This window comes from Methylomonas sp. MED-D, assembly GCF_050276835.1.
Lineage (GTDB): Bacteria > Pseudomonadota > Gammaproteobacteria > Methylococcales > Methylomonadaceae > Methylomonas > Methylomonas koyamae_A.
In genome coordinates this window covers 849002-864883 of record NZ_CP189965.1, presented here as the reverse complement: position 1 = coordinate 864883, position 15882 = coordinate 849002, and the positions used below count along the sequence as shown (strand labels likewise).

12 protein-coding genes are annotated in these 15882 nt (G+C 61.4%); 10 read left to right on the top strand and 2 right to left on the bottom strand.

Going from position 1 to position 15882, the window contains the following annotated elements; translation table 11 throughout:
• Positions 1-10: 10 nt before the first annotated feature.
• Positions 11-265, bottom strand: a complete 255-nt coding sequence (locus ACQE3E_RS03810) for a hypothetical protein (protein ID WP_313729029.1) — start codon at positions 263-265, stop codon at positions 11-13.
• Positions 266-346: 81 nt separating this feature from the next.
• Complete coding sequence (locus tag ACQE3E_RS03805) at positions 347-5689, bottom strand: RecQ family ATP-dependent DNA helicase (protein WP_313729030.1); 5343 nt, start codon at positions 5687-5689, stop codon at positions 347-349.
• Between the two features lie 195 nt (positions 5690-5884).
• Between ACQE3E_RS03805 and ACQE3E_RS03800 the strand changes: the two genes are divergently transcribed.
• From ACQE3E_RS03800 to ACQE3E_RS03755, 10 genes are all read left to right on the top strand, one after another.
• Positions 5885-6994, top strand: coding sequence for a sensor histidine kinase (locus ACQE3E_RS03800; protein ID WP_313729031.1), 1110 nt, complete (start codon positions 5885-5887; stop codon positions 6992-6994).
• A gap of 2 nt (positions 6995-6996) precedes the next feature.
• Positions 6997-7413: a response regulator gene (locus ACQE3E_RS03795; protein ID WP_064028823.1), complete on the top strand. Its 417-nt coding sequence runs from the start codon at positions 6997-6999 to the stop codon at positions 7411-7413.
• Entirely contained in the window at positions 7410-8753 is a 1344-nt protein-coding gene (locus ACQE3E_RS03790; RefSeq protein ID WP_064028825.1) for a PAS domain S-box protein, read from the top strand. Before ACQE3E_RS03795 ends, ACQE3E_RS03790 begins: the two co-directional genes overlap by 4 nt.
• A 189-nt stretch (positions 8754-8942) precedes the next feature.
• Positions 8943-9710, top strand: a complete 768-nt coding sequence (rfbF, locus tag ACQE3E_RS03785; protein ID WP_313729032.1) for a glucose-1-phosphate cytidylyltransferase — start codon at positions 8943-8945, stop codon at positions 9708-9710.
• The gene (gene rfbG, locus ACQE3E_RS03780) at positions 9674-10786 is read left to right on the top strand and encodes a CDP-glucose 4,6-dehydratase (RefSeq protein ID WP_313729033.1); all 1113 of its coding nucleotides are present in this window, start codon (positions 9674-9676) and stop codon (positions 10784-10786) included. Before rfbF ends, rfbG begins: the two co-directional genes overlap by 37 nt.
• Complete coding sequence (gene rfbC / locus ACQE3E_RS03775; RefSeq protein WP_313729034.1) at positions 10783-11334, top strand: dTDP-4-dehydrorhamnose 3,5-epimerase; 552 nt, start codon at positions 10783-10785, stop codon at positions 11332-11334. The genes rfbG and rfbC overlap by 4 nt, the downstream gene beginning before the upstream one ends.
• On the top strand, positions 11331-12554 hold the full coding sequence (locus ACQE3E_RS03770; protein WP_313729035.1) for a class I SAM-dependent methyltransferase: 1224 nt from the start codon (positions 11331-11333) through the stop codon (positions 12552-12554). Before rfbC ends, ACQE3E_RS03770 begins: the two co-directional genes overlap by 4 nt.
• A gap of 48 nt (positions 12555-12602) precedes the next feature.
• The gene (locus tag ACQE3E_RS03765) at positions 12603-13448 is read left to right on the top strand and encodes an NAD-dependent epimerase/dehydratase family protein (protein ID WP_313729036.1); all 846 of its coding nucleotides are present in this window, start codon (positions 12603-12605) and stop codon (positions 13446-13448) included.
• A gap of 49 nt (positions 13449-13497) precedes the next feature.
• The gene (locus ACQE3E_RS03760; protein WP_313729037.1) at positions 13498-14526 is read left to right on the top strand and encodes a radical SAM protein; all 1029 of its coding nucleotides are present in this window, start codon (positions 13498-13500) and stop codon (positions 14524-14526) included.
• A 25-nt stretch (positions 14527-14551) separates the two neighbouring features.
• Entirely contained in the window at positions 14552-15877 is a 1326-nt protein-coding gene (locus ACQE3E_RS03755) for a glycosyltransferase family 4 protein (RefSeq protein WP_313729038.1), read from the top strand.
• Positions 15878-15882 lie beyond the last annotated feature (5 nt).

Sequence of the window (15882 nt, the reverse complement as noted above, 5' to 3'; positions counted from 1 at the left end):
TTCGAGCTGTTTATACAGATGCTGTTAAAGGACCGCTTACGATTAATTGGCGGCTTGTGCTGCTATCAGGAGATTTTCCAAGCTCGTCGAATAGAGAAAGCCTACGAACTGGTTGGCCACTGCCAAATTCCAGAATTTTCTTTGCAAAGTCAACAGCCTCTTCGAAGGCGCAAGCCGGGTAGCTTCTGATGGTGCGCTTACGTTTCTTCTGTGCGGCGTCAATGACGCGATCAGACAATTTTTCTTCTGCTGTTTTATCGTTCATAGCACCTCTTCAAGTGACGACTAACAAGTTATTAGATAGTTTCTGCATATCATCCCGAAAATACCCAGGCCGCACAACCCATTACCCAGCCAAATACTCCACCTCCGCCAACACCACCTCCCACCTCTCGCACCGCAAACCCTCCGCATCGCCCGGCTTGGCCTGCCTCGCCAAAATCCCGGCAACGCGAACCGCGACGATAGCGCCTTGCGGCGGAACAAAGGCTTGCGCCATGCGACTGACGGTGGTGCCGTTGGCGAGTTCCCAGCCGGGTTTGCCGTCGCCGCGTGGGCGCAGGGTTAGCGGGTCGCCGTAGTCCAAGGCGGCGATGGCGCGGTGGATGGCATGGTTGGCGGCGAAGTAGCCGGGCCAGGACAGGACGACCTGTTCCGGACCGGCCAGCCAACGGCGTTGCCGGGTTTCCGGGATTTCGCTGACCGATTCGCCGCTGCTGGTCAGGCACAGTGGCGCGCAGTCGGCGATGAAGGCGTGGCGTCCGCCTAGTCTTTGGCACAGGGTTAAGGTTTGGCGGGCGCGGGTCATTGCTACGTAGAACAGGCGGCGTTCGTCGTCGCTGGTCTGTTGCCAGCCGCCGGCATCCAGGATCAGGACGTGGTCGAATTCCAAACCCTTGGCGCGGTGGGCGGTCAGCAGCAATAGCGGCGCGTTTGGGCCGTCAGCGAAACTGGCTTGGCGGCCACTGCCGAATTCGTAGAGGGCTTCTATCAGGTCGGCGGCGACCAGCCGGGAGTCCGTCATCCCCGGGCGGTTTCGCCGACTAGGCTGGTGTAAACGCCCCTCGCCCAGTCCCTTCCCGGAGGTTATCGCAAGAGGTAGGTTGGACTGCTTGTACCCCTGGGGGTAAATGCAATGAAGCCCAACATTTTGATTTTGTTGGGCTTCGCTCTGCTCAGCCCAACCTACACAATACCCGCCAGGGGAAGAGGGTACGTCTTCGGTGTGGGTCATTTCGCAGTCGGCAATGAATTGCGCCAGCATCGCCCGGTAGGGATGGCTGATAGCCTCGGTAACCGACTGGCCGTAGCGGCGACGAAACCAGCGCGACAGGGCACCGTGGCGCAGCAGCAATCTCGGCTTGCCGCGACGCACTCGGCTCAACAGCGCCAGCAACGCCGCCCCTTCGCGAGTGGCATGCAAGGCCGGCAAATCTTCGTCGCGTAGCAGTCGCGCCGGGATGCCTTGTTGTCGACACAATGCCGCCAAGGGTTCCAGGGCCTGCCAATGGCGGGCGATGACCGCGTAGCGGCCCCAGTGGCTGGGTGCTTCGGGATGTTGCAAGCCGTTCAGGCGCCGCAATTCGGCCAAGGCCGCCGCCAGTTCGGCGCCGGCTGGCGGCGGCGTTTTCAGTATGTGCACCCGGCCCAATGTCAGCGAATCCAAGGCCTCGAACTCACCGCCGGCCGGTTGGTCGCGGCGGGCGTGATCGACGCGGATGGCTTGCTCCCGCTTCATCCGTTCCTTGGCCTTGGCAATGACTTGGTTGGCGCAGGCGATGATCTGCTTCGTCGAACGGTAGTTTTCCAACAGGTAACAAACCTTGGCTTGGTAGTCGGCTTCGAACTGGCGGATGAAGCGGACGTTGGCGGCGTTGAAGGCGTAGATGTTCTGGTCGTCGTCGCCGACCGCCATTAGCGCCAGTTTGTCGTCGGCACCGTTCAAGGCCCTGCCGGCCAAGGCGCTGATCAAATCGTAGTGGTCGGCGTTGATGTCCTGGTATTCATCGATCAACAAGTAGTGCAGCCCGGCCAGCAGGCGGTCGCGTCGGACCGAGGCGCCGGCTTCCTCGTCGGCGTCGGCGCGTCGCAAATTAGCGGCGGCGTTTTTGATCACCGCGTTAAAGTCCACCGCTTCGCCGCGCTCGGCGGCCACCGCGCAACTGGTACCGGTCAGGCGCAGAGCCAGCGTGTGCAGGGTTTGCACGGTAACGCCGGCGGCATCGGCGCCGGCCAAGGCCCACAGCCTACGCCGAATCTCGACCGCCGCCGCCCGATTGTAAGTCAGCACCATGATCGCATCCGGCGCGACCAGCGCCTCGCGCAGCAACCAGGCCACTCGATGGACGATAACCTTGGTCTTACCGGCGCCGGGTCCGGCCAATACCAGCAAATTGGCGTCCGGCGGCGCGGCGACGATAGCTTGCTGCTCGGGGTTTTTCAGATCGGTGAGGATGCGGCGGTGGGCGGCCTCGCTGGTTGCCATTTCCAGGATGTCCTCGCGGCCGGCGAAATAGCGGCGCACGAATTCGGCCCGTTCCATACCAAAGTAATCGACGATGAAACTCATCGCCGCCTGGATCTTGCCCAGCGCCAGCTTGGCGTATTCGGCCATCACGTGCACCTGGATGATCTTGTCCTTGTAATGCAAAGCCAGCTCGGCGTAATCGGCATTCTTAAACTGGCGGCGGCGCGCCTCGGGATTCAGTTGAATATGCATCGCCGAACGGAAAATCGCCTTGCCGCGCGCCAAGTGCAAGACCTCGTTGGCGTCCAGATACAGCAACGCGGCGGCCAGCGCCCGTTGCCAGTCGCTGATTTCCAGGTCCTGCAGGGTCAAATCGCTTTGCAAAGCCGCTTCCAACACGCCCTGCTTGCAGGTCACCAGCAAGTTGTTGCCCTGGCGCAGTTCGGCGAAATAGCCGACCAGGGCCTGGGCCAGTCGCATGCGCTTGGCGCGGATGTGCTCGATTTGCCGCCAGTCGCGCAACAGCTTGACGTAGCGGTGGTCCGGGCCGCCGGGGCGCAACGCAAAAAAGCCGCGCCGGGATTTGTCGCCGTCGTCGCCGAAAGTTTCGGCAAAGGCTTTCAGCAAGCGGGTCAAACGGTCCGGTTCCAATTCGACGCCGGCATTGCGGCGCAAGGTGTCGCACAAGCGGCGCATGTGCAGCATCTGCCATTGTTCCAGATCGGCGTCCGGGGTGGCTTCGCGTAGGCAGTTGACCAGCGCGTCCTCCAGTTTGACAAGGTCGGCCAGCCTATCGACGGTGTCCGGGTCGAGGTAAAAGCTCACGCCGATTTCAGTGTCGTTGGACACCAGCTTGAAGCGATCCAAATCGCGGAGCAGGTTTTGCACCACCTGCGCCGGCTGGCCGGTGGCCAATATCAGGTCGTCGGTGCTGATGCCTTCGTCGTCGCCGGCGTTCAGCAATTCCGCGAGCACGGCCAGATAAGGTTCGGGATCGGCGTTGGGCCCTAGCTTTTGCTTCAACAATAATCCGGCTTCGTCCAGCGTCGCGACTTGCAAACAGCCTGGAAACACCCGGGTATGGTTTTCCTGGCGCTCCAGCAACCGCGCCTCTTCCAGCCAGACCACGGCGATGCGCACCTTGGTGTCGGCATCGGCGGCGTCGGGGTCGATGCCATGCTTGTCGGGGATTTCTAAAAGGATTTCGCCGCTGGTGACGACTACGCTGCCCTCGCTCCTGTCCTTGCGTTCTATGCTGCGCAGGGCTTTGAGAATCGCGTAAATGTCCTGCTGGGTCAGCCTGGAATTACGCAACAAGCGAAACTGCACGTCCAGGTCGGCGTCGTCGTACAGCAAGATGCAGCGCGCCGGCGCCTGATCGCGGCCGGCGCGGCCGGCTTCCTGCAAATAATTTTCCAGCGAGCCGGGGGTATCGAGATGAATCACCAGCCGCACGTCGGCCTTGTCCACGCCCATCCCAAAAGCATTGGTCGCGGCGATGACCCGCAACTCGCCGGCGATGAAGGCTTCCTGCATCCGCCGCTTGCGTTCGGGCGGCATGCCGCCGTGGAAGTGGCCGCAGTCCAGGCCGGCCTGAGTCAAGAACTCGGCCATTTCCTCGACGGTTTTCTGGCGGGCGCAAAACACGATGGCGCCGCCGTCGCCGCGCAAGGCTGCTTCCAGCAAACTCAACACCGCCGGGTATTTGGCCTGGGCCGGCACCGCGTGGACTTCGTAGTTCAAGTTGTCGCGACTGACCCCGCCGCTCAGCACCGCCAACTCCATGTCCAGCCGCTGCTTGAAATGGCCGACGATGTCGGCGACCACGTCGGGCTTGGCGGTGGCGGTAAAGCAGAATACCGGCGACGGTTTATCCTTCTGCCGCGATTTGATGAAGCGCGACACGTACAGATAATCCGGGCGGAAGTCGTGCCCCCATTTGGACAAACAATGCGCCTCGTCGAACACCCAGGCGCCGACGTCGCGGTGAGCCAGGGCGTTGGCAAAGGCGCTGCTGCGGAATTGCTCGGGTGCGACGAAGATCAATCCCAAATCGCCCAAGCGCAGTTTGTCGAGCACGACCCGCCGCTCCAACGGGTTGAGCAGGCTGTTCAAATAGCCGGCGCAGGCGATGCCGCGCGCTTCCAGATTGTCGACCTGATCCTTCATCAACGATTGCAGCGGCGAAATCACCACGGTCAGGCTGCCGCTCCGGTAATAGCGGGCCAGGGCCGGCAACTGGTAACACAAGGACTTGCCTCCGCCGGTCGGCAAAATCGCCAGCATCGGCCGACCGGCGAAACCGTGCTCGACGATGGTTTGCTGCAAGGAGCGGCCGTCGGCGGTGGTGGGCGTGGCGCGAAAATCCGGGATGCCGGCGAAGTAGCGCGCCAGCAGTTTTTTCAAGTCGTACTGTTCGCGGCACCAAGCGCAAGCCGGATCGCCGCAGGGCACGTCGCGCAGTTGGCTAATCAGGATTTTGGTTCGAGGAAACTGACTGCCGACCCAGGGCGGCAATACCGAATTGCCGCCGGCCACTCGCAGCCAGGCCAACACGAAGGCCAAGGGCTTGTGCCAGTCAGGATCGGGGAAACAGTCCTCGGCGATCCGACGTTGGGCGTTGATGCAAACCTTGCCGGAGGTCGCTTTCAACCAGGCCGCCTGGGCTTGCGCCAAGGTCGGCCTTAGCGCATTGCGCAAGGTCGCGAAGAAACTGGCAACGCCGCGCCCGCTTTCCGGCGCCAACAAAAAATGCAGGCAGAGCATGTCGTTCGGGTGTTCCTCGACGCGTTGCAACAAGGCCTCGCGCTGCTCCAGAAACAGCTCGTAAGCCAGTTCGGCATCGCGTACCGGATCGTTGCGGGTGGTCGTGCAGAGTTTGTAATCCTTGATCAGGCGGTGGTAAGGGTTTTGCGGAAAGGCCAGCGACGACAGTTCCAGGGTATCGACCAGCGGCAAGCTGTGCAGGAATAAACCCGGATGCAACAGCGCCAAGGCCGGCTGGTCGAAGGCGACGATGTTATGCCCCAACACAAACGCCGCGCCTAGACTGATGTCGTCCAGCCGCGCGCTCAAGTCCTTAGCCTTGCCGGAAATGCGCAGTTTCGCGCCGGTATCCGGGCGAACGGCGCCGATTTCGCGCAGATGTAAGCTATCCTGGCGGGCGGTTTCGATGTCCAAGCACAGGCAGCGGGGTTTAAGAGGATGGGAAGCGAATGTCATCGGGTCGGATTGTAATAGACGGTTTCGGCACTACTTTAGTACAGCAACGCCGGTACGCGCGACAGTACCGGCGCACTCTTTCACACGGCCGGACAGACGCGCGCCAGCCGGAGACAGTTTTAGAGAATGCTTATTTTCTCTGAATTTATTGTATGATCCTGGCTCTTACCGTCGGTAGGACCGAGGAGCATCCGCATGATTGCCGCTAGAAATATCTTGAACGGACACGACGCCGGCTGGCTGATGGAGATCGCCGCCGACGCGATGTTGGTTGCCGACACGGACGGGCGGATTCTGCTCGCCAATCCGGCGGCGGAGCGCCTGTTCGGCTACGACACCGACGAATTCACCCGGCTGACCGTCGAAGACCTGATCCCGCGCCGCTTCCGGCTCGCGCACGCCGAAAAGCGCGCCGCTTACGCCGAACATCCCGAATACCGCAAAATGGGCAGCGGTCTAACGCTGTGCGGACTGCGCAAGGACGGCAGCGAATTCGCCACCGACATTAGCATCACCCCGATCGACAGCGGCCGCGTGCTGGCCACCGTGTACGACATCACGCCGCGCAAACAGCTGGAAGAACAAAAACTACGCATGATCCACGAACTGGAAAGCGTCAATGAGGAATTGAAGAATTTCGCCTACGTGGTCTCTCACGATCTGAAAGCGCCGTTGCGCGCGATCGGCTCGCTGGCCGACTGGATTGCCGCCGACCAGTCCGAACGCCTGGATGCCGAAGGCCAGGAACACTTGCGGCTGTTGATTCAGCGGGTGCGCCGATTGGACGGCTTGATAGACGGCGTGCTGCGCTATTCGCGGATCGGCCGTATCCACGAGGCGGTCAGCTCCGTCGATTTCAACGAATTGGCGCGCGAGGTGATCGATGCGCTGGCCCCGCCGTCCCACATCGCGGTCTCGGTCGCGGCCGATCTGCCGACGCTGGCCGTCGAACGCACCGGCATGCAGCAGGTCCTGCAAAACCTGCTGTCCAATGCGATCCGTTATCTGGACAAACCCGAAGGCCGCATCGCCATCGACTGCGCCGAACAGCCGGACGCTTGGCAATTCAGCGTCGCCGACAACGGCCCCGGCATCGCCGAGCGCCACTTCGAACGCATCTTTCAATTGTTCCAAACCCTTCACCCGCGCGACCGGGTGGAAAGCACCGGCGTCGGGCTGTCCATCGTCAAAAAAATCGTCGAACAAAGCGGCGGACGGGTCTGGCTCGACTCCGAGCCCGGCCAAGGCAGTATCTTTTATTTCACGGTACCCAAACAAGCACCCGCAACCCAATTGAACCCGTAACCATGAGAATCAAGAGCAATCCCATCCTTCTGGTGGAAGACGACAGCGTGGACGCGATGACGGTCAAGCGCGCCTTGAAAGAGCTGCATGTCTCCAACCCACTGACCCATGTCGAAAACGGCGAGGAAGCTCTGGCGCACCTTCAGGATGCCAGTCAAGAGCAACCCTGTTTGATTCTGCTGGACTTGAACATGCCGGTGATGAACGGCATCGAGTTTCTGCATGCCGTCAAATCGCTGCCCGAACTCAAACGCATTCCGGTCGTCGCGTTGACCACCTCCGACGAACAGGAAGACAAGGTGGAAAGTTTCGAGTTGGGCGTGGCCGGCTACATGCGCAAGCCGGTCGAATACCAACAATTCGTCGAGATCGTACGCGCCATCGACGCCTATTGGACGATCAGCGAGTCGCCGCTATGACCGATTTAAACGGTAAACCGGTCATCCGTCTACTGTTGGTGGAAGACGACCAAATCGACCGGATGGCTTGCAAGCGAGCGCTAGCCCAACACCACGACTGCGAGTTCGTATTGTTCGAAGCCGAAACCGGCAACCAGGGCTTGAAGCTGGCGCGCGACGAGAAGATCGACTGCATCCTGCTCGACTACCATTTGCCCGATTTGAGCGGGGTCGAGTTTCTGTCCGAATTGGCCGAAGCATCCGGTGAGCTGCCGATGCCGGTGGTGATGCTGACCGGCTCCGACAACGCGATGATCGCGGTGGACGCCTTAAAACTGGGCGCCCGCGATTACGTCGTGAAAGGCTCCAACGCCAACGGCGAAACGCTGCAATGGCTGCCGGCGGTGGTGATGCGGGCGATGCGCGAACAACAAGCCTTGCTGGATAAAACCGAAGCCGTCGAACAATTGCGCGAAGCGGAAGCCAAATACCGCTGCCTGATCGAGCAAATGCCGGCCATCACCTATATCGCCTCGCTCGACACGCCGGGCAAACTGCTGTACGTCAGCCCACAGATCCGGCAACTGGGTTTCGCGCCGGACAGCTGGCTGGAAGGTAGCGACGGCTTCTTAAAACGGGTGCATGCCGAAGACCGCGATGCCGTCGTCGAAGCCTATTCGGCGACCTACGAACACTACACCCCGCTGCATTGCGAATACCGTTTGCTCAACGATAACGGTCAAGCGCGCTGGTTTTTGGACGAAGCCAAGGTGGTGCGCGACGAAGCGCGCGGCGCGCTGTGTTTGCAAGGTCTGTTGATCGACGTAACCGCCGATAAGGAAACCGCTCAGGAATTGTATTACTACCGGCGCCGCCTGGAAGAACTGGTCGCGCAACGCACCGAGCAATTGGAAAAGCAAAGCGCGATTCTGGAGGCGGCCAATGCCCGCATGGACCACGAGCTCTGCGAACGCAAGCGAGCCGAAGCGGCGTTGCGCGCCAGCGAAGCCCGTTTCCGGTTGTTGCTGGAGTCTGCCGGCGACGGCATCGTCGGCGTCGACGGCAAGGGTCTGTGCCACTTCGTCAATCCGGCGGCCCTGGCGATGCTCGGCTACAGTCAACAGGAACTGCTCGGCCAGAACGCTTGTACCACGATCCACGGCGATACGTCGGTCGCCGAAGAGCAATGCGGCATTTACGCCGCCTGCCACGACGGCACGCCTCGCCACGGCACCGACCTGTTCCGGCGCAAGGACGGCAGCACGTTTACCGTGGAATGCTCCGCCCACCCGATGCACGTCGACGGCAAACTGGTCGGCGCGGTGTTGACCTTTCGGGAACTGAGCCCGCCCGGCGCTTAGCGCCGATCCGGCGACGCGCCTGGCATCCCAAAACGCTCCGCCACCGGAAACGCTCCATCCCGGCCGCCATAACCCGAATCCCTCCCAATTGCGGTATCATGGCCGCCGTTTAGCCGCCGGCCGGTTTGACCAATGCCGGCGCCGGAGCAGCGAGTAATCTCTTCCCGCCAACGCCTTAATCGAACTCCTATGAAAGCAGTCATACTGGCCGGCGGCCTCGGCACGCGGCTCAGCGAGGAATCGCATTTAAAGCCCAAACCGATGATAGAAATCGGCGGCCGGCCGATACTCTGGCACATCATGAAGCTGTTTTCGCATTACGGCATCAACGAGTTCATCATCTGCCTAGGCTACAAGGGCTACGTGATCAAGGAATACTTCGCCAACTACTTCCTGCACATGTCCAACGTCACCTTCGACATGGCCGCCAACCGGATGGAAGTCCACCAGCGCTACGCCGAACCCTGGCGGGTCACGCTGATCGATACCGGCGAAGCGACGATGACCGGCGGCCGCCTGAAACGGGTGCGCGATTACCTGGACGGCCAAGCCTTCTGTTTTACCTACGGCGACGGATTGTCCGACGTGGACATCGGCGCGTTGATTGATTTTCACCGCCGCCACGGCAAATGGGCGACCGTCACCGCGATCCAACCGCCCGGCCGCTACGGCGCGCTGGACATCGCCGACACCGCAGTCAAGGGCTTTCAGGAAAAGCCGGCCGGCGACGGGGCCTGGATCAACGGCGGCTTTTTCGTGTTGGAGCCGGATATTTTCGAAGTAATCGATGGCGATCAAAGCAGTTGGGAAGGCCAACCGCTGGCCGATCTGGCCGCCCGAGACCAACTGCGCGCCTACAAGCACGCCGGCTTCTGGCAAGCAATGGATACCTTGCGCGACAAGACCCAATTGGAAGAACTGTGGCGCCTCGATCCGCCCTGGAAGGTTTGGGCATGACCTTGTTCAACGGCCAGTATCGCGGCCGGCGGGTGCTGGTTACAGGCCACACTGGTTTCAAGGGCAGCTGGCTGAGCCTGTGGTTGCGGGAACTGGGCGCCGAGCCGATCGGCCTGGCCTTGCCGCCGGAAACCGCGCCCAACCATTGGCAGCTACTCGGCCTGGACATGGTCGAATACCTTCAGGATATGCGCGACAGCGCGGCGGTGGCCGAAATCGTCGCCGATGTCCAACCCGACATCGTCTTTCATTTGGCCGCGCAACCCTTGGTACGGCGCGGCTACCGGCAACCGCTGGACACCTGGACCAGCAACGTCGTCGGCAGCGCCAATCTGTTGGAGGCCTGCCGCCACGTGCCGGCGGTGAAAGCCGTCGTCGTCGTCACCACCGACAAGTGCTATCAAAACCGCGAATGGCCGTGGGGCTACCGGGAAACCGATAGCCTAGGCGGCCACGACCCTTACAGCGCCTCCAAGGCGGCGGTGGAACTGTTGGCGGCCAGTTATCGCGATGCTTTTTTTCAACGCTCCGGTACGCCATTACTGGCCACGGCCCGCGCCGGCAACGTGATCGGCGGCGGCGATTGGTCGGAAGACCGGCTGATTCCGGATTTGGTCCGCGCCGTCGAAGCCGGCGAGACCCTGGAAATCCGCTCCCCGCAAGCCACCCGGCCCTGGCAACACGTGTTGGAATCGTTGAGCGGTTATCTGCTGCTGGGCCAACACTTGCTGGAGGAACGGCGCGATGCCGCCGACGCCTGGAACTTCGGCCCGGACGCCGAAGGCAACCGTAGCGTGGCCGACGTATTGACCGAGTTGCAGCGGCATTGGCCGAAACTGCACTGGCAAATCGGCAGCGCTCCGCAACCGCACGAAGCCGGCCTACTGTATCTGGACAGCAGCAAGGCCAAAAGCCGACTCGATTGGCGGCCGGTTTGGCCGCTGGATACCGCGCTGGCCGCCACGGCAGCTTGGTACCAAGCGCCGCTATCCGCCAAGCCGGCGGTCAGTCGGGCGCAATTGCAGGACTATTCGGCAGCGGCGAGGCAAGCGGGCATCGCCTGGGCTCGGTCATGAAGCTTTTACCCACCCCGCTGGCCGGCGTCGTCGTCGTCGAGACCTCAGCGTTTCAAGACTCGCGCGGCGCGTTCGCCCGCTGGTTTTGCGAAGACGAACTGGCTCAAGCGGTCGGCACGCGCCGCATCGTCCAGATCAATCATTCGCTGACCCGCGCGGTCGGCGCGGCGCGCGGCCTGCACTATCAGCGGCCGCCGCATGCCGAGACCAAATTCGTTCGCTGTTTGCGCGGCCGGGTCTGGGACGTGGCGCTGGATCTACGGGCCGATTCGCCGACCTTCCTACAATGGCACGCCGAGGAATTGAGCGCGGACAACGCCCGGATGCTGGTGATTCCGGAAGGCTGCGCGCACGGCTTTCAAGTGCTGGAAGCCGCCAGCGAACTGCTGTATCTGCATACCGCCGCCTACTGTCCGGATGCCGAAGCCGGCGTCTCGCCGACCGATCCGTCCGTGCAAATCGCCTGGCCCTTACCGATCGGTGACTTATCGGCCAGAGACGCCCAACACCCCGCCCTGCCCCCCGACTTTCGCGGAATCGCCTTATGAACTGCCGCCACTGCCACGCGCCGCTCGAACACGTATTCCTAGACCTGGGTTTCGCACCGCCGTCGAACGCCTACTTGAATGCCACCGACCTGAACAAGCCCGAACTGTATTACCCGCTGAAACTCTACGTCTGCGAACAATGCTGGCTGGTGCAAACCGAGGATTACGCGGCGGCCGAGCAATTGTTCGATCGCGACTACGCCTATTTTTCGTCGGTGTCGCAAAGCTGGCTGCGCCACGCCGCCGATTACTGCCAGACCATCCGCGAGCGCTTGGCGTTGGATGCCGACAGCCTGGTCGTCGAAGTCGCCGCCAACGACGGTTATTTGCTGAAAAACTTCGTCGCCGCCGGCATTCCCTGCCTGGGCATTGAACCCACCGCCAGCACCGCCGCCGCCGCCGAAGCCCTAGGCATTCCGATTCTGCGCGAGTTTTTCGGCGACGCGCTGGCCCACCGTCTGGCCGACCAGGGCCGACGCGCCGATCTGATCGTCGGCAACAATGTCTACGCCCACGTGCCGGACATCAACGACTTTACCGCCGGCCTCAAAACGGCGTTGAAACCGGCCGGCACGATTACGCTGGAATTTCCGCACCTTTTGCGGCTGATCGAATCGGCCCAGTTCGATACCGTGTACCACGAACACTATTCCTACCTGTCGCTGCAAACCGTCAGCCGCATCTTCGAACGGGCCGGCTTGCGGATTTGGGATGTCGAGGAACTGGCCACCCACGGCGGCAGCCTGCGGGTGTACGGTTGCCATGCCGAACACGGGCGCGAGCCGACGGCGGCGGTCGCCCAGGTGTTGACCCACGAGCGCGACTTCGGCCTGGCCGACTTGGCCGTTTACCGGGCGTTTCAGCCGCGCGCCGACCGCATCAAAAACGATTTGCTGGCCTTTCTGATCGAGCAACGCCGGCTCGGTCGGCGAGTCGCCGCCTACGGCGCGGCGGCCAAGGGCAACACCCTGCTGAACTATGCCGGCGTCAAACCGGATTTGCTGGCCTATGTCTGCGATGCCGCGCCGTCCAAGCAAGGTAAATTCCTACCCGGTTCGCACATCCCGATTCTGCCGCCGACCGCGCTGACGGAGCGCCAGCCGGACATCCTGCTGATTCTGCCGTGGAATATCCGCGCCGAAATCGTCGCCGATTACCGGAAAATCCGCGACTGGGGCGGGCAATTCGCGGTCGCGGTGCCGGAATTGAGCGTGTTTTAGGCCGAAGATGCCGACGCGAATCCAGCCCAGACTCGCCCGGAGCCGACCATGAAAGTCTTAGTTACCGGCGCCAGCGGCTTCGTCGGCCGCCACGTCGTCACACACTTACTGGAACGCGGCCACCGCGTCACCGCGCTGGCTCGCGACGCCGGCAAGGCGCAAGGTTTGGTTTGGTTCGACCGAGTCGAGTTCCTGAGCGGCGACGTACACGCCGACCGCTTGCCGGACCGCTTGGGACAACTTGACGCGGTGATCCACCTGGCTTGGCCGGGACTGCCCAATTACCGCGAGCTGTTCCATTTCGAACAAAACCTGATCGGCGATTACCGCTTCCTGAAGTCGTTGGTCGAACAAGGCGTCGGGCAATTATTGGTCGCCGGCACCTGCTTCGAATACGGCTTGCGAAACGGCTGCCTGGCCGAAGATTTGCCGACGCTGCCGGCCAATCCCTACGCGCTGGCGAAGGACAGTTTGCGAAAATTTCTGCAACAACTCCAACGACATCATTCCTTCACGCTGCAATGGGCTAGACTGTTCTACCTGTACGGCGAAGGCCAGCACGCCAACAGCCTGCTGGCGCAATTGGAGCGGGCGATTGCCGACGGGCGGCCGACATTCGATATGTCCGGCGGAGAACAGCTCCGCGATTACCTGCCGATCGAAGTCGCGGCCCGCCGCCTGGTGCAATTAGTCGAACGCCCGGACGCCAACGGTGTCTACAACGTCTGTAGCGGTACGCCGATTTCGATCAGAACGCTGGTCGAGCGGCATATTCGCAAGCGAGGCGCCGACATCGCGTTGAATCTGGGCTACCATGCCTACCCCGATTACGAACCGATGGCGTTTTGGGGCAATCGGCGCAAACTGACCCAGTTGTTGGGAACGCTCGACTGAGTCGTCGGGCGCTATCGACACCGCAGGAGCCAACCCTAGGAAAACCTTGATGAAAGCACAAATCAAACCTCGCATTAACCTCGACGAACGCACCCCGCTGCAAGACGTGATTCCGCTGGAAACGCCGTTCGTGTTGTTCGTCGATCCGGCCAGTTCCTGCAACTTTCAATGTACGTTTTGCCCGACCGGCGACCGCGAACTGATTAAGCAAACCGGCCGCTACCAGGGCGCGATGAAGCTGGAGCTGTTTAAAAAGATCATCGACGACTTGGCGGACTTCCCGCAAGACATCAAAGTGTTGCGGATGTACAAGGACGGTGAGCCGCTGCTGAACAAACACCTGGCCGAGATGGTGGCCTATGCCAAGCAAAGCGGCCGGATACCTTACATCGACACCACCACCAACGGCACGCTGATCGATCCGGACCGGATGGGACCGCTGATCGAAGCCGGCCTGGATAAGATCAATATTTCGGTCGACGGTATGAACGAGGAGCAATACCAACGCTTCACCAAGTTCGACTTCGAGTTCCAGCGCTTCGTCGATAACATTCATTGGTTGTACGAGCACAAGGGCGATTGCGAAATCGTCATCAAAATTCCCAGAGAGTTGATTACCGAAGCTCAGCAGCAAGAGTTCTACGATACCTTCGGCGATTACTGCGACCGGATTTTTATCGAAAATTTCGCGCCATGCTGGCCGGAATTCGACGTGGAAACCCGCACCGGCTTCAAGATTACCGAAGGCATTTACCAGCAACCCATCACGCCGACCGACACCTGCCCCTACATTTTTTATTCGATGTCGGTCAATGCCGACGGCTTGGTCAGCTCCTGCTTTCTGGACTGGGGCCGCAAGTTGATCATCGGCGACGCCAGAGAACAATCGATCCGCGACATCTGGCATTCCGACGCCTTCAACCGCTTGCGGATTCAACATTTGGAAGGCAAGCGCCGGCAAAACCCGGTGTGCTCGCAATGCGGTCAGCTCACTCATTGCCTGCCCGACAACATCGATCCTTACCGCGAGCAATTGCTGCCCAAGCTGTTGCGACGCAGCGTCCTAGAAACCGCTTGAACCGACGGCTTCCAGCCAACCATCAATGATCCGGGTCCTGCACATCACCCCGCACCTGGGCGGCGGCGTCGGTAAAGCCCTATCGGGCCTAGCCCGGCAAGCGGCCGCTGAGAACGCCGGGGTGTCGCACCGGTTTATTTGCCTGGAAGCGTTGGAAAAAACCCAGTTCGTCGAAGCCATCACCTCGCTAGGCGATCCGAATTTCGCGGTCGAAGTTTGTCCGTCGCCCGATAGGCTGCGCGTTGCGATGGCGGAGGCTGACATCGTGCAATTCGAATTCTGGAACCATCCGCTGTTGCCCAAGTGCTTATGCGAAGCCGAGCTCCCGCCGCACAGGGCCTTGTTTTGGTGCCATATTTCCGGCCTGGGGAATCCGCTCATCCCGGCCGGTTTAGCGGCGATCGCGGACCGCTGGGTGTTCACCTCGGCATGCTCGCTGGATAACCCTGCCTTCGCCGATTTGAGCGATGCCGAGCGACAAAGCCTTGGCGTGGTCTCCAGCGCCGGCCTCGCCGACTTGCCGCCGCTCCCGCAACGTCAAGGCCGGCCGCCGCGTCTGGGTTACGTCGGCACCTTGAACTTCGCCAAGCTGCATCCGCGCTTCGTCGAGTTTCTGGCGGCGGTGCCGCTGGCCAACCTACGCGTTAAATTGCTCGGCGACATCGCCAACCGCGCCGAACTGCAAGCGCGGTGCGCCGCCGTCGGCCGGCCGGATTTATTCGAATTCGCCGGTTATTCCGAGGACATCCTCGCCGCCTTGGCCGACCTGGATATTCTGGTATATCTGCTGAACCCGCTGCACTACGGCACCGCCGAAAACGCGCTGGTCGAAGCGATGGCGATGGGCGTCGTGCCTATCGTGCTGGACAACCCGGCCGAGCGCCGAATCGTCACGCACGGCCAAACCGGTTTGGTCGTCAACGGCCCCGCCGAATTCGCCGAGACGCTGACCGGGCTGATTAACCAACCCGAACAACGCTTGGCCTTGGCCCAGCAGGCCGCCGGATTCGCCAGAACCCGCTACACTTTTGCCGAAATGACTGCCGGACTCAATGCGCATTACCTGGATTTGATGAACGCCGAAAAACGCCAACCTGCTTACGCCGCCGTATTCGGTAACTGCCCCTGCGACTGGTTTAAAGCCTTCCAAAACCCGAACGGCCCGTATGCCGACGACGGTAGTATCCCCGCCGGCGCGGACTTGGCGCATGGCGATTTCGAGCGCTCAAAAGGCAGCGTGTTTCACTTTTTGAAGTACTTTCCGGACAACCCGAGACTGCGGTCCTGGAGCCGGGCGCTCGCCGAGCCGCTCCGTTCCGCACCGCTCAATGCCCGGCAAACCCTAGCGTAAGTTTT

Bases quoted from the DNA above. Each gene is read 5' to 3' on its own strand.
- ACQE3E_RS03810 (WP_313729029.1), bottom strand. From the start codon at position 265: ATGAACGATAAAACAGCAGAAGAAAAATTGTCTGATCGCGTCATTGAC.
- ACQE3E_RS03805 (WP_313729030.1), bottom strand. From the start codon at position 5,689: ATGACATTCGCTTCCCATCCTCTTAAACCCCGCTGCCTGTGCTTGGAC.
- ACQE3E_RS03800 (WP_313729031.1), top strand. From the start codon at position 5,885: ATGATTGCCGCTAGAAATATCTTGAACGGACACGACGCCGGCTGGCTG.
- ACQE3E_RS03795 (WP_064028823.1), top strand. From the start codon at position 6,997: ATGAGAATCAAGAGCAATCCCATCCTTCTGGTGGAAGACGACAGCGTG.
- ACQE3E_RS03790 (WP_064028825.1), top strand. From the start codon at position 7,410: ATGACCGATTTAAACGGTAAACCGGTCATCCGTCTACTGTTGGTGGAA.
- rfbF (WP_313729032.1), top strand. From the start codon at position 8,943: ATGAAAGCAGTCATACTGGCCGGCGGCCTCGGCACGCGGCTCAGCGAG.
- rfbC (WP_313729034.1), top strand. From the start codon at position 10,783: ATGAAGCTTTTACCCACCCCGCTGGCCGGCGTCGTCGTCGTCGAGACC.
- ACQE3E_RS03770 (WP_313729035.1), top strand. From the start codon at position 11,331: ATGAACTGCCGCCACTGCCACGCGCCGCTCGAACACGTATTCCTAGAC.
- ACQE3E_RS03765 (WP_313729036.1), top strand. From the start codon at position 12,603: ATGAAAGTCTTAGTTACCGGCGCCAGCGGCTTCGTCGGCCGCCACGTC.
- ACQE3E_RS03760 (WP_313729037.1), top strand. From the start codon at position 13,498: ATGAAAGCACAAATCAAACCTCGCATTAACCTCGACGAACGCACCCCG.
- ACQE3E_RS03755 (WP_313729038.1), top strand. From the start codon at position 14,552: ATGATCCGGGTCCTGCACATCACCCCGCACCTGGGCGGCGGCGTCGGT.